The organism is Pseudomonas serbiensis (assembly GCF_030580745.1).
Lineage (GTDB): Bacteria > Pseudomonadota > Gammaproteobacteria > Pseudomonadales > Pseudomonadaceae > Aquipseudomonas > Aquipseudomonas serbiensis.
The window spans coordinates 23,287-36,168 of sequence record NZ_JAUQOO010000009.1 but is presented as its reverse complement, the minus strand read 5'-3'; the positions used below and the strand labels follow the sequence as shown (position 1 = coordinate 36,168).

The 12,882-nt window shown below is 50.6% G+C and carries 18 protein-coding genes; 9 read left to right on the top strand and 9 right to left on the bottom strand.

Annotation, left to right across the window (positions count from 1 at the left end):
* Nucleotides 1-159 precede the first annotated feature (159 nt).
* From Q6A51_RS13325 to Q6A51_RS13315, 3 genes are all read right to left on the bottom strand, one after another.
* Entirely contained in the window at nucleotides 160-408 is a 249-nt protein-coding gene (locus Q6A51_RS13325; protein WP_304574998.1) for a hypothetical protein, read from the bottom strand.
* Nucleotides 395-1,111, bottom strand: coding sequence for a hypothetical protein (locus Q6A51_RS13320; protein WP_304574997.1), 717 nt, complete (start codon nucleotides 1,109-1,111; stop codon nucleotides 395-397). Before Q6A51_RS13320 ends, Q6A51_RS13325 begins: the two co-directional genes overlap by 14 nt.
* A gap of 149 nt (nucleotides 1,112-1,260) precedes the next feature.
* Nucleotides 1,261-1,620: a hypothetical protein gene (locus tag Q6A51_RS13315; protein WP_304574996.1), complete on the bottom strand. Its 360-nt coding sequence runs from the start codon at nucleotides 1,618-1,620 to the stop codon at nucleotides 1,261-1,263.
* Nucleotides 1,621-1,775: 155 nt separating this feature from the next.
* Here Q6A51_RS13315 and yejK point away from each other — a divergent pair, with 155 nt between their 5' ends.
* The 3 genes from yejK (at nucleotide 1,776) to Q6A51_RS13300 (ending at nucleotide 3,858) form a co-directional block, all read left to right on the top strand.
* On the top strand, nucleotides 1,776-2,789 hold the full coding sequence (gene yejK, locus Q6A51_RS13310; protein WP_304574995.1) for a nucleoid-associated protein YejK: 1,014 nt from the start codon (nucleotides 1,776-1,778) through the stop codon (nucleotides 2,787-2,789).
* Nucleotides 2,790-3,137: 348 nt separating this feature from the next.
* Nucleotides 3,138-3,389 (top strand): hypothetical protein, encoded by a 252-nt coding sequence (locus tag Q6A51_RS13305; protein ID WP_304574994.1) that lies wholly within the window; start codon nucleotides 3,138-3,140, stop codon nucleotides 3,387-3,389.
* Nucleotides 3,390-3,621: 232 nt separating this feature from the next.
* Nucleotides 3,622-3,858 carry a hypothetical protein gene (locus tag Q6A51_RS13300; RefSeq protein ID WP_304574993.1) on the top strand — a complete coding sequence of 79 codons (237 nt, stop codon included), beginning with the start codon at nucleotides 3,622-3,624 and terminating at the stop codon, nucleotides 3,856-3,858.
* A gap of 153 nt (nucleotides 3,859-4,011) precedes the next feature.
* On the opposite strand, the gene Q6A51_RS13295 is transcribed toward Q6A51_RS13300, so the two are convergent.
* Nucleotides 4,012-4,437, bottom strand: coding sequence for a hypothetical protein (locus Q6A51_RS13295; RefSeq protein WP_304574992.1), 426 nt, complete (start codon nucleotides 4,435-4,437; stop codon nucleotides 4,012-4,014).
* Between the two features lie 268 nt (nucleotides 4,438-4,705).
* Between Q6A51_RS13295 and Q6A51_RS13290 the strand changes: the two genes are divergently transcribed.
* The 4 genes from Q6A51_RS13290 (at nucleotide 4,706) to Q6A51_RS13275 (ending at nucleotide 6,689) form a co-directional block, all read left to right on the top strand.
* Entirely contained in the window at nucleotides 4,706-5,038 is a 333-nt protein-coding gene (locus tag Q6A51_RS13290) for a hypothetical protein (protein WP_304574991.1), read from the top strand.
* Between the two features lie 476 nt (nucleotides 5,039-5,514).
* Nucleotides 5,515-5,778, top strand: coding sequence for an antitoxin (locus Q6A51_RS13285; protein ID WP_304574990.1), 264 nt, complete (start codon nucleotides 5,515-5,517; stop codon nucleotides 5,776-5,778).
* Between the two features lie 11 nt (nucleotides 5,779-5,789).
* A complete protein-coding gene (locus tag Q6A51_RS13280; RefSeq protein ID WP_260410029.1) occupies nucleotides 5,790-6,176 on the top strand; it encodes a type II toxin-antitoxin system VapC family toxin in 387 nt (128 codons plus the stop codon).
* 126 nt (nucleotides 6,177-6,302) lie between these two features.
* Complete coding sequence (locus tag Q6A51_RS13275) at nucleotides 6,303-6,689, top strand: DUF3742 family protein (protein WP_304574989.1); 387 nt, start codon at nucleotides 6,303-6,305, stop codon at nucleotides 6,687-6,689.
* A gap of 43 nt (nucleotides 6,690-6,732) precedes the next feature.
* On the opposite strand, the gene Q6A51_RS13270 is transcribed toward Q6A51_RS13275, so the two are convergent.
* From Q6A51_RS13270 to Q6A51_RS13250, 5 genes are read right to left on the bottom strand one after another with little or no spacing between them, the layout of a single operon-like run.
* A complete protein-coding gene (locus Q6A51_RS13270) occupies nucleotides 6,733-8,274 on the bottom strand; it encodes a conjugal transfer protein TraG N-terminal domain-containing protein (RefSeq protein ID WP_304574988.1) in 1,542 nt (513 codons plus the stop codon).
* Nucleotides 8,271-8,642 (bottom strand): hypothetical protein, encoded by a 372-nt coding sequence (locus Q6A51_RS13265; RefSeq protein WP_198729272.1) that lies wholly within the window; start codon nucleotides 8,640-8,642, stop codon nucleotides 8,271-8,273. The genes Q6A51_RS13270 and Q6A51_RS13265 overlap by 4 nt, the downstream gene beginning before the upstream one ends.
* The gene (locus Q6A51_RS13260) at nucleotides 8,639-10,021 is read right to left on the bottom strand and encodes an integrating conjugative element protein (RefSeq protein ID WP_405046147.1); all 1,383 of its coding nucleotides are present in this window, start codon (nucleotides 10,019-10,021) and stop codon (nucleotides 8,639-8,641) included. Before Q6A51_RS13260 ends, Q6A51_RS13265 begins: the two co-directional genes overlap by 4 nt.
* Nucleotides 10,018-10,962, bottom strand: coding sequence for a TIGR03756 family integrating conjugative element protein (locus Q6A51_RS13255; RefSeq protein ID WP_405046146.1), 945 nt, complete (start codon nucleotides 10,960-10,962; stop codon nucleotides 10,018-10,020). The genes Q6A51_RS13260 and Q6A51_RS13255 overlap by 4 nt, the downstream gene beginning before the upstream one ends.
* On the bottom strand, nucleotides 10,959-11,327 hold the full coding sequence (locus tag Q6A51_RS13250) for a TIGR03757 family integrating conjugative element protein (RefSeq protein ID WP_304574987.1): 369 nt from the start codon (nucleotides 11,325-11,327) through the stop codon (nucleotides 10,959-10,961). The genes Q6A51_RS13255 and Q6A51_RS13250 overlap by 4 nt, the downstream gene beginning before the upstream one ends.
* Nucleotides 11,328-11,556: 229 nt before the next feature.
* Here Q6A51_RS13250 and Q6A51_RS13245 point away from each other — a divergent pair, with 229 nt between their 5' ends.
* Nucleotides 11,557-11,919: a hypothetical protein gene (locus Q6A51_RS13245; protein ID WP_304574986.1), complete on the top strand. Its 363-nt coding sequence runs from the start codon at nucleotides 11,557-11,559 to the stop codon at nucleotides 11,917-11,919.
* Between the two features lie 78 nt (nucleotides 11,920-11,997).
* Nucleotides 11,998-12,873, top strand: a complete 876-nt coding sequence (locus tag Q6A51_RS13240) for a hypothetical protein (RefSeq protein WP_304574985.1) — start codon at nucleotides 11,998-12,000, stop codon at nucleotides 12,871-12,873.
* Nucleotides 12,874-12,882: the final 9 nt, after the last annotated feature.

Below are 12,882 nucleotides of genomic sequence, written 5' to 3'. Positions count from 1 at the left end.
ATAGCCTGGCAACAGTTATATTTTAGGAAGCTATACGGTATCTGAAGGAATGCCTCTATTCGGTTTACAGACTCTGTTGTGGGATGCGATTGGATCCGTAATTTCTCAGGGTAATAAAGATTCGGACTACTTGAGGTTATCCCTTGAGTATTAGCTGATTCAGCTACCTCTTACTGAATTATGACATCCACAACTTGAACATTTGATAACTAAATTAGAAATGCGGCCGCGGTTAGTACTTTCTGCTAAGATAACACCGCAAGCGCCACAAAGATAATCTGAACCATCGAAATCATAGCTTTTAATGCAAACATAAGGGTTGATTTTTATAAAGGAAGGTTTGGCGGCTATAACTGATGCGGTTCCGTTTTTTGGGCTTGGAATAACTTCGAGTTTAATTCTTTTCAAAGCTTTTCTCCATAAAACTGGTGAGTACAAAAAGATTTGACTTAAGAATGTCAATCTCAATAGATGAAAGGTGGATTTCATCCCCAAGTCTAATCATATAGGGGCGGCTATCGTCATCAAGAATGGTTATGCTTGAGAGGTTTAGCGCGTCTAGGCCCCCACTGTGAATCTTACCTCCATGATGTTGAAATGCATTTCTAATCTCTACATGCTTATGTATAAAATCTGCTTGGGAAGTCATCGCTTGCAATTTTAGTAATTTGCAAATGATTTTATACTTCTCCTTATAAGGTAGAAAGCTAAACCCATTCACAGCATTTCTTACTACTTGAGCTTCAGCGGTTTCTGTAGAGGAGAAGTCATATGCAAAGCTTTTGCTCTTCGGTAAGTGATGCTTTCTTACGCCTGTAACGTGTTCATTTACAAGGGCGCGATATATGTCCTGAAGCAGGTCAGCCCATACCGCCACAGCCTTTGCTTGAAAAAGCTCGGAAACTGCGTTGCGAACGGCTATTCGTTTGTCGAAAAGTTCAGAGGCATAAATCGGCTCTGATTGGGAGTCACCAGAGAGCTTTATTGAAATTGATGCGCTACGGTCTTTCTGAAGAAGTTGTATGCCAATGTCATGGGTCGCCAAACCCAGAATATACTCTCTAAATAGGCCGTTAAGCGAGTGCTGAAAGTTGTATATGATTTTGTTCATTAATGCACCTTCAGTTTTTATCTATATTGCACTCTTTATTTTAAAGGTCAAGAAAAATCCGATTCGAGTGTGTAAGCCCGGCCTGTCATTCCGGGAATGCCGAGGGCTACGGGTTGTCCTGGCCTGTAAGCTAATGGTTGAAGTGTTTGTCATACTAGAAAATTCACTTCAGCTCTAATCTTGCTCAGTAAAACTAAAGTCATTGCCAACGCCTCAGTCATATCCGGAGCTTGGAGGTCTGATGTGCCGAAGTCGTGAGGCAAACCAGTTGTGATGGTCAGGCTCCAAGAGCCAGTTGCGCCATTGATATCAACTGAGAGGTATTCGGTCATGCCTTGTCTGTAGGGCCAGATCAACGCTGTGACAGTTCCAGTGGTGCTTGTTCTCACGTTGTTTGCGACCGCATCAGCCCATTGTTCGATCTCAGGAAGAATAGTGCGTGTGCTGGGGCCAATCTTGCAAAGAATCTTCACTTCATCTGGTACAGAGCTGCCGTTGGGTGTGGGCATACTTACTCTCCTGTGAGAAAGGAAAGAGCATTCCCTAAGGCGGCTGGGTCAGTCAGTAGCTAACCATTTTCGATTGGGGAAGGGTTTGTAAGGGACTGCTTGGAGCATCGTTGGGCATGATCGACTCCACAAGCCACATTCATGAGTAATGCCAAATGCCGATTCGTCATTGCATCGTCCACCTGATCGACAAGAAACCCGACGGTACGCCCGCTGTTCTCCATGCTCGCGATACCGAACTCGCCGAGTCCCAGGCCATCGAGAACATGCTCGCGGACCTCAACGAGAGCTATAACGCCAAACAGGGCAAGGCCTGGGGACTGTTCCATGCCGAATCCGGCGCGCACCCTTTCAGCGGCTGGCTGAAGGAATACCTGGACGGCGCAAACGACTTCACGGCGTTCTCTCGTGTGTCGGTGGAACATCTGCAAAAGCTGATGGAAGAATCCAACCTGTCGGTGGGCGGTCATGTGCTGTTTGCGCACTACCAGCAAGGCATGACCGATTACCTGGCCATCGCCCTGCTGCACCACAGCGAAGGCGTGGCGGTGAATGACGAATTGGACGTGACACCATCACGCCATCTGGATCTGGGCCAGTTGCACCTGGCTGCCCGGATCAACATCTCGGAATGGCAGAACAACAAGCAGTCCAAGCAGTACATCTCTTTCATCAAGGGCAAGAACGGCAAGAAAGTCTCGGAGTACTTCCGCGACTTCATCGGCTGCCAGGAAGGCGTGGACGGCCCCGGCGAGACCCGCACTCTGCTCAAGGCGTTCAGCGACTTCGTGGAAAGTGAAGACCTGCCGGAAGAGTCGGCACGGGAGAAAACCAAGACCCTGGTGGATTACGCCAGCAGCCAGAGCAAACTGGGCGAGCCCATGGGCCTGGAAGAGCTGTCCGAGCTGATCGACGAAGACCGCCCGCGTGCGTTCTACGATCACATCCGCAACAAGGATTACGGCCTGTCGCCGGAGATCCCGGCAGACAAGCGCACCCTGAACCAGTTCCGCCGTTTTACTGGCCGCGCTGAGGGACTGTCGATCAGCTTTGAAGCTCACCTGCTCAGTGACAAGATTGAGTACGACGAGGATGCGGGTACGCTTGTAATCAAAAACTTGCCCACGCAGCTCACCGATCAGTTGAAAAGAGCTAAGGCTCTTCAATGACCGATCATGCAGCAGCTCTTAGTTTTTATGTTGTGATATCTACGAAAGGCCAAATCAGCTTCGCTAGAGACGCCGTATGCGAGCACCAATTGCAACATTACGGCTTCGATATCGGGGCTGAAATAGGTGGCTGCAATCGCGGGTTGTATAGGACTGGAAATCGAGTTGCGCTGCTGTTTTCAAACAAAGCTAATCGGTCAGACTACCTCAGTAACCTCAGTACATATGGTTCGGAATCTCCCGGGTTTCCTTCCGAGCTGCTGGGTTGGTGGTTTGCGTAACACTTTGCGGAAAGTTGATGCAGGCCTGCTACATCACTAACTGAATCACGGATCAAGGAGTTACCACATGAGCGCGAACAAGATCACGACACAAGTTTTCATGTTGCCTGATGATGAAGTCGCTCGCAAAAAATTCCTAGCCGAAGTGAACGCGCTTGCCAGTGAGTACGGAGCCGTTTGGGTTTCCGGTTCGGTATACGACGAAATGGCATATGCAGACCTGCTGGCAGAAGAGCTATCTGACCATATTACCGACATGGCCATAGAAGACATTCGCCATAATTTCGAGCGCAAATCACGTGAAATTGAATCGATTTAGGATATTTCCTAGTAATACGAGCAAGAGCAGCAGGACTTAACTGGTCAACTACTACGCCGAGCTGGGGATTGTGGAGCAGGCATCTGCTACAGCTCCAGCACAGGCCCCTGTGTCTGTAGAGTGACTCTTACGCTTTACACCTGAAGGTCAGGGGTATATATACCGTGTCCAGGCGTGAGAGCCTGGCCTGAAGTGGAATACCTATGCGCAGACGCGCAGCCAAGGAGTCGTTATGTCCGATTCACCCGAGAAAAAAGCAGCGATCGCTCGTCTGCTGGAGTTGGAGCAGATCCTGGCAGCAGCCGAAAAGGACCTAGCAGACTGGCAGGATTATGACTACCATCGCAGCGACGGCAGCATGCGCCAAGACCAGATGCACGAAGAAGAAGGCCGGAGACTGCGTGACGCGGTTTATCACGCGCGCCAGGCGGTGGAGGCTCAAAAGCTGGTGATCGCAAAGTTGCCCTGAGGTTTGCCCTGAAACTCCAAGAAGCCCACGGTGCGGGCTTCTTTTTGCCTGCCGGATAAGAAGAATTTGTCTTTGATTCGGTAATCATTCAGGCGGAAAGGCGTGTTTTTCAAGGGCATCACAAAAGCAGGTGCCCTTGAAGTTTTTAGATAGTCATGCTTTACCTTGCAAGTCTCTTGCAGCATACAAATCAACATTTAGTCTGTCGCAGAGAGCCGTATACTGAGCTATTGTGTTGATTATGCCCTGAAGCCTCTGCATGTTTCCAACGGCAGTCTCACGAGACACGCCGAGGGCTTCAGACTCTCGGAGTATTTCCTTCGATAGCTCGGCATTAATTTCTTGGTTAATCGCTAAGGCGCTTTTTGAAATAGCTCTGAAGTCACGGAACGAATCCAGTTTTTTATCCGTGAGGTATCTGATGAGATACCCAAACTCGTGAACAACTAGCCGGTTGATATTAAGGCCGCCGTACCCGTGAAATGTCATTGCATGATCCGACATGAACTTTTCGATTTCAGTCGGTTTTGTTTTTTTGTCGGTGATTTTTTGAAATAGCTTTGTAATCAGACTTAGCATTTCTACTCATTCCTTTTAGATGGTTCGCTTCGCTATATATCGAGACTGTGGTGCAAGACGATTATAACTGAGATGGCTACCAAAATCATTATCTTGGGTAACTGTGGGTGTCGGATTCTTTACGTTGAAAGTATACTAATTTTTCAATACGTCGACTATGCTTTCGTTATTGGGTTTTACTGTTTGAAGTCAAGTGAATGATTTTGGTCTGCTTTATCAATATTTCTAATGTTTTACTGTTTTCAAGAATATATGAGGCTCATTAGCTATGCGGCAGTTTGAAATAGATGACATAGCTAAGGCTGCTGCCGGTGATCCAGACGCTCAGTTACGTGTTGATCGCCGTCTCGAAGTACTCCAATGGGGCCATGCAAAACGTTCGTCTGCACTCAGTCTCGCAAGCCCTCAATGGCGCAATAAAAAAGCTATCCGTGCTTTTTACAAGGAGGCTCGTAGGCTTACTTTGGAAACTGGTGTTAAGCATGAAGTGGATCACATCGTTCCGATTCAGGCAAAAAATGTCTGTGGCCTACATGTCGAACATAATTTGCGAATAATTACCAAGGTCGCTAATGTAAAAAAAACATGCGCGCTTTTCTGATGTTGACACTTCCGATCAGTTAGAAGGGTTTGGTCTTTGTGTTACGTCAGGTAAACGAATTTTCAAGCGAGCTTTGCTCGTTGGTAAACCGATAGTAGCTTTAGGTTGCGGGGGTGTCTGTTACCGAATAAATTCCTACTGTGGTCAGCTCTCAGTTGTCGTCGTCGGAAAGTATGAATCTGTTGCGTGGTTAAATTCTTTGATAGCCAGTGAGTCTGCTTTGGGCCTGATGTTTGTCAGTTCGATCGTATCTGAATGATTGAGCGCTTTAGGGCTTCGCCGCTCTATCCCCTTTGGCAGCCGCAGGCCCCTTTCTGGTAAGGCACTTACCCTTGAACCCCCATTCCATTCAAACCCTTCCAACCCCTTTGCTTGAGCCATTTGTCCCTTTTAGCGTGGGGTGGATCGGGGTGGCTACTCAACCAGTTGGGGATGGTATAAACTTTGGTATATACCTTTCCGAGGGAGCATGAGATATGAGCCAAACTGCCAAGGTTTTCCTGAATGGCCGGAGCCAGGCTGTACGTCTGCCGGCATCGTTCAGGTTCGACTCCAACGAGGTGTTCATCCGTCGTGACCCGCTAACCGGTGACGTGATCCTTTCAAGCAAGCCTGAGTCCTGGGAGGGCTTCTTGAGCCTGGTGCAAGACACTGAGGTGCCTGATGACTTCCTGGGTGGGGATGAGCGATATCATGCTGAGGCAGGTGCTCGTGATCCTCTGGCGGGGATCGAGGAGTGAGTCAATATCTCTTGGACACCAATACCGTGAGCCAGCTCTTGAGAGGACATCCCAACGTCATCAACCGTGTTCAGCAAGTGCCGATGTCAGCAGTATGTATCTCTGCAATTACTGAGGCAGAATTGAAGTATGGGCTGGCTAGGCGTCCGCAAGCGCTCAAACTTAAAGGCCTGGTTACCGAGTTCCTGAAGCGCGTTGATGTACTACCCTGGGACAGTGATGTTGCTGAAACGTATGGCCGCATTCGTGCTGAGGCAGAATCTAATGGTAAAACACCGGGCACACTGGATCTGCTTATTGCTGCTCATGGCGTAAGTGTCGGTGCTGTTGTGGTTACGAGTGATAAAGCATTCAGTTATGTTCCAGATATAGTTGTTGAGGATTGGTTAATTGGGTGAGGCATAAATTAAATTGTGCATCTCGTCGGTTATGTGTCTGGAAGTGTAAAGTGAGTTGAAAGTTTCATGAGTTGGGTTTATAAATAACATCAGAACGACATCTTGTCGGTGTCAAAGGAGGTGACCATGACTACCAATACAACCAAGCAAGGTAGCTTCGCAATGCGCCTCGGGCAAACGCTGGGTCGCGGTGCCGCTGGCATGTTGCGTATGGAGCGTGCTCTATGGGCTGGTGTGTCCAAGGCTGGTATGCCAGCAGTGGTAGTTACCGCTTTGAAGTGGGCGGCTCGTTTAGGCGCGGCCGTCCTTGCACTCTGGGGAGCACTTTATGTTGTTCCAGTCGTGGTTTTTATGGCGGTTTTGATTGGTGTTGCAAATCATGTGTCTGCTGAAGATGTATTGAATGAGGCGATGGCACGGGACAATGATTTTTACTCAACTAACGGAAAACCTGAGTTGCGTGAAGGTTTGGAAGGGTTCGGGACTTATATACGTGGTCAGCGTGTAGACTAAAGAAGTACCAAGCATTAGGTATGCCTGGTACCTTTTTATTTTGTTATTTTCCTTTAGACGCTACTGCAGATATTATCGCTTGTGATCCTTTTCCACCTGCATCTTGTGCAGAGCTTGTACCCGTAGTCAGACCGTTTACCAAACTTCCGAACTTCATTCCGGTCCATCCTAAGGCGAGAACCCAAAAGCTTGGCAGGATGATGAACATCGTACCCATCACAAAGTCCAACAGTAGGTCTCCTTGGGTGTTAATCGCACCGAATACGGGATCGAAGTTGCTGTGCGGTACGTTACTCCCTATGCCATTACCGTAGAGTGCATCCAGGATCGTGCTGTCCACCCAGCGTGCGAGCTGGAACCAGAAGTCGACGAAGATCAATGCGAATTGCGCGAACGTGATCGTCATTGCCACCTTCAGGTCGAACGTGCCGATGGTCAGCACGAAGGGAATCGAGATGATCAGAGCCATCTTCAAAAAAGCCATGACCATTGGCAGGGCCTGCCTGACGCTATCTATCGCTGGGTACATCGCAAGTGACCCAACGGCTTGGCCAACTGTTGCAGCAACCCGTGTGATTCCATTCGCAACTGAACCATCGACTTGGCCACCGTAGTCTCCATAGACTTGACCCTGAGTCAGCAATTGCTTGCGAGGCGACACCAGGTCTCTGATGATCGCGTCGTTGACCTGGTTTTGCGTCATGAACTTTGCCCATGCAGCGATTTTGGTCAGCAGATCCGGATCCACCTGTTCAAGCAACCGAGCGCGCAGACCTATGCTCAAGTCACTCCACCACTGCGTACAAGTCGGGTAACCGCCGCCGCCCGTTGTCTGAGCCAGGCCTGCATCCCTGGTTGTGTCATACGGCCATGCCGTCCTGGGCGTATGTGACCGGAAGCCTGAGAACCCATCGCTGTAGTACCCCGACGTGTTGAGGAAGAACGTTGAGCCGATCCAGTTCACATCGTTCAATTGCTCTTCACTGAGTTGTGGTTGGGTCATGAACAGCTTTGCTCTTGCCCGGCCGTAGCAGTCGCTTGTGAAATCAGAAACCTCCTGGGCGAGGAGCGGGTTGTTGATGCGGTTGCTGTTTACTTCCATGCGGACCTGTTGCAGATCTACACCGCAAGGGATCGATACGATTGAGGCAGCGGTCACCGCTTTTGAAAGGGAATGAACCAGCAGCCACCAGACCGGCACTGTGGCGCTTTTGCCGTTCAAGGTGCTGAAGGACGTATTCCAACCCGTCTCAGAGGGCTGAGGCACTGAGTACTGGCATTGAGACGATCGTGTTCTGTCGAATGACAAGGTGTCAAAGCTCACAGTCGCTAAAGGCATGCAGCCCAGAAAAATCACGAAAATGGCCACGTAGAGTCGGTTCTCAACCCGGGCAAGTGCCAGCACACCTTTGTTGCCCTCGTCAGCACCTTCGCCACGAGCCTTCAGCCACTCCTGGACGACGATTGCGGCGAAAGGAATAGCGAAGAGTCCTGTGCCCGAAATTATCTCCCAGATGCCACTGTTGATGATCCAGCCAACCAGGGTCAGGTAATACTCAAGGTAATCGTTGGTGTGCAATGTCATGACGAGCTCCCCAGTAATCCCGAGTGGCTGATTTCAAACATGAGCACCATGGCGATGGCCATAACTTCACAGCGCCGGATCGGTGGACGTGCTTGTTCTCCGTCAGAGGCCTTCATGAGACGAGAGCACAGCCTGAGCCAGCCGAAGCCGATAAGTACGTAAATCAGTAAGCGCCAGGCCAGCAGGTAACCGTAATGACTTTCCTGCCAGGCCTTGAGCTTTTCAAAGTCTCCGAATACCGCTTTCACAACCCAAATGAGGGTGATGGCCAGCACCAGGGCCATCAGAAACGGCCATGAGAAAGACCACGTGGCCACCACGGATCTGCGCACAAGTTGCGTTGTTGACTTGAAGGTCACCATGGTCATTGCCCTGAGCCAGAGTTCTGAAGCCGGTCAAGGCGATTTTGTACAGGATCGCCCTGGTAAACCGCTTTTGATCCCTCACGGCGTATGCTTGCACGCTCGATGATCTGCGTTGGAGAGTTGCTTGCCAGGCTGCGGCGAAGTTCCAGCTCTGTCTTCAGATTGTTGATCTCCTGTTGCAGGCCGTTGTTTGCCTCGCTGATTGCCTGTGTAGCCACACTGTTTGCCGCTACGTTCGGCTCTTTGCTGCCAGTAATCAGTGTTCGCTGGAGCAGCAACGCTTTACCGAGCACGTCGGAAAGTGCGACTTCGGACGCAAGCCTTTTCGCAAGCACGTCTTGGTCATGTTCAGTGCGCAAAGCCTCTACAACGCCCCGGGTGACCGGCAATGAATCACTGCTGGCCAACGCAAGATTTTCAGCGGTCAATGACTTGCTGCCGGATATGAGCTCATTCAGCGCTTTCAGTTTGGTGTCATAGGTCTCCTGGATAACCGGTGTTAACCCGGTGCCGGCACTGGATGTGGTCTTTGTGCAGCTTTCGCAGGTTTGCTGCTGCTGTTCCCCTATCACACGATTTGCAAAGCTTGTTGCAGCCTGCGGCGAGGCCCAGGTTCCACATACCATGCCGTTACCACAGCTCGATGCGCTGATCGATGACGTGTCGGTAGGTTTTCTGCCATTCAGCAAGTTGTAGCCCGCTTTTGTCACATCACCCACGACCTTGATCGGTTGCTGGCCAGAGCCACCGGCCTTGTTGCCACCTACCCAGGTGATGCCGTCATTGCCGTTTTTCTTCTCTACGTTGGAGATAGCTGTTACAGCATCGGTGTTATTTGCGACGGCTTCAGTCATTGCCTGGCCTTCCGCAATCTTGTTCCAGCCGACTTGCCCACCCGCGACGTCGACCATCTTGTCTGCGATTGCCCTGCATGTTGCTTTGGACCGATCAAAGTCCAGACGTCCCTGCAGGATGCCGTTGGTGAGCAAGTTGTAGAGGGCAGGGTTGGAGCGCTGCAGGATCAGTCCGGGCAGTGATGAAACGGCGGCTGTTGCGTTCGTCAGCATCGAGCCCATGATGGTTTGAAACCCCTGACTGGCACCGTTTAGCTGGTTTTGCAGTGTGTTATTGAGGCTCATGTTTCCGCAGATGAGATTACTGTTCCAGCCACCGCCGATCTCGATGCTATCCATATTGCCGGCACTGCCCATGGTCACGGCATTGCCCCCGCCGACGCTGTACAGCACATCATCCCCAATGACGCTGCCTGACGTGGAAGCGTTGATTGCTGTGTCCGCAGCAGATGCTGCAGTACTGAGCAGCATGCCAAACAAGGTTGTTGCAAGTACGCGATGCATGGTTGAGCTCCTGATATTCATCATTGGAAATCCGTGCTGCCGATAAATGTTTGGCCTTCGCGCTTGCAGCATGAATACGGCCGCCACAGTGCCCATGCATAGCCAGCGTCTTGGGCTTGGACACGGGGGGAATCATTTGGGAACACCGCACAGCTTTGGCTGAGGGTCGGAGTGAGTTCTTGCCACTTGCCGGTCGATGCATCGCCTTCAACCAGCTCACCCGCCGGCCAGTAACCGTCTTCCGGTTGTGCAAGCAATGACTGGTAAACATGGAGCTGCCCGGAGCGGGTCACCACATCGCCAGCCCGCTGAGCGACAACGGCACCGGCCTTGTAGTCGTCGCTTTGATGCAGGAAACCGTTTCGTGGGTAGACGCTGCCCCAGAGGTTGGCGCTGGCCATGCTGCCGATTTCCCTGTGCCCTGGTATGAGGGCTTCCGGATAGACAGATTCAGGTACTCCGTATCGCCAGGCGATGGTGTCGAGCGTGCTGAGCATGTAGGGCATCAAGGGGGTCGCTGCGCCTTTGCAGACATATCCGGACCCACTTGCAAACTGGCTGAAGGTTGCACCACCTGGATGGCCGATCACGTCAGCATTTTTGAATTTGGCCATGTTGTTTTCATTGTTGTGGTTTGTGGTTCCATCCCCTCCTGACTGTGCGAAGGTTGTAGAGGCGCTCATTGGTGCAACTTCGATCCAGGGGGTCTCACCGGTATTGGAATAGCTCGACACAACGGCGTCGGGTACAAAATGGCGGACCTTTGCTGAGGTTTTCACTTTGCAGCCAAAGGGTGTGCACAGAAGCCAGTAGCAGATGCCGACCACCTTGTATTCCAGGCATTCAGGTGAAAGCGTCGAAGCGACAATGGTGGCTGTATTCACGGCTGCGAATGCTGGCATGGAAGTCGCCAGTGTGAGAGCCAGTACCCGTAGCCGCAGCTTGCGTTTCGGGAGCGTAGTCATTGATTGCTCTCCCGGTACCGGGCAATTCGTCGTTCGGCCGCGTCGACATCCGGTTCACCGTAGATAACGTACTTGCGATCGACAACGACTGCCGGCAGTTTTGTGATACCGAGCGACCAACTGTCAGCTACGCCTTGTTGCGCATCGACGAGCTCTTTCTGCAGTCGCTGGCCATCCTTGGATTGCATACGTTGTTTGACGATGGCCATAGCCTGCTGAGGATCAGCCGGAAGCCCGTCTGAAAGTTTTTCCTGCAGGCGCTGTGTGTCATCGAGGAGGATCACCCTGGCACCCGGGCGTGTTTGAATTGGGTGATGGGAGTCGGTGATGACCCAGATATCGGCAAATGCCAGCATCGGTGCCATTGAGGCTATAAGCATTAGGAAGCACGGGCCACAAGCTGATTGACGTGGCCAGGGCAGAGATGGGAGTGCCATAAGGCTGTACCTGATAGGGGATTCAGCTACAGAAGACGTTATAAGGATCAGTACGTCAGCCAGAAACCATTACCAGGTAATAGTGGGTTTCAGTTAATAGGCTGGCTTTTTGCTATGCTGAGCAATTTAACCAAAACCAAAAGGAGCTCCGCGCAGTATGAAAGCCAAGCACAAGATAATCTGCGTCTCAGTAGCCGTTGTCCTGGCGGCGCTATTCACATACGACATGCTGAACAAAGACGTGTATGCGCTCGAGCGCGTTAGCGATAGGACAGGTCGATACGTGAAATGCAAAATCGAGGAAATCAACGGTAAGCGCTGGGGGGCGTGCCGCTTCAAGGAAAATAACGCTCCAGCCAGCGCTTGGCTGGAGCGAGACGGTTTGTGGGTAGCCGCGAACGGCGATGCAAGGGAGGTTGTAAGCGAGCTGGCCAACGTCTCAGACCTGAAAAAACTTCCCGATGTAAGCATCGACTTCGAGAACTCGCCAAACATGCCGACCAGCCTTTTCGAGCAGTAAGAGAGAGACGAATCTTGGCTGTTCCTCGTCTGTTTTTGCCTTTTGAGTTTTCTGAGTAAACCTAAAGAAGGAGCTTTTATGCCCAGGGATGTTGTGGTGTCTGCCGATATCTGGCATATGTTATTGGTTGGGAATGCTGTAATTGCACAGGTCTTACAGTTACGATCAGTGGGGGCCGGTAATAATTTTATAGCGAGTGGTAAAGCTGCTAAAACTATAAAGTTGACGTCTGCACAAACTGATTATGCTCTCGCTGAGCACGGAAAGGCGTGGGAGAAAGAACTAAAGTCTAAATGGACCAAGGAGTATCGGGATAATCGTGCTTTAGGGCGTGTAGATCCAGATAAGGGCATGAAATATATTGGTTTGGGAAAAAATCTACCTTCGTCTCGGCCTCGGCGGGTTCTTGAAGTCGTTGATGCAACTGGAGCAGGTGTTTGCGATCATTTAGGTGCAATTGCTTATGTGCTGTGCCGGCAATATTTAAGCCCAGAGTATTTTTCAGCTTGGGTTGGCGTTGAGTCTGATTCTGTTATGGGACATGCGTTCTGTATTATTGGTCCCATTAAAACTACTAAATTATTAGGCGACGGGAAGGATGATCCGAGCAAGTGGGTTGTTGTTGATGCTTGGCCTTTGAAACCAGAGGCGGTCAAATATGATGATCATTTATTCAAGGCGGACAAAGATAGCGGTAAAAAAGCAACTATGACCTGGTATATGGTTGCTCAGGGTAAGGGAAGTAAGGATAGAATACCTACAAAGTACCGTATGGAGGAGCTGCTTGCTACGGTTAGACTTAATGTCGAGAAGGCGCTCGCGCAAAAAAAGAGCGATGATCCATATGGGGTTAACTATATGTGCGAAACGCTCTGGGATGATGTGGTTTATATTGTGGAGGCACCTGCGCAAAAAAGACCTCGTGATGAGGCGGATGATGATATGAGGGAATAAGTCCCCAAA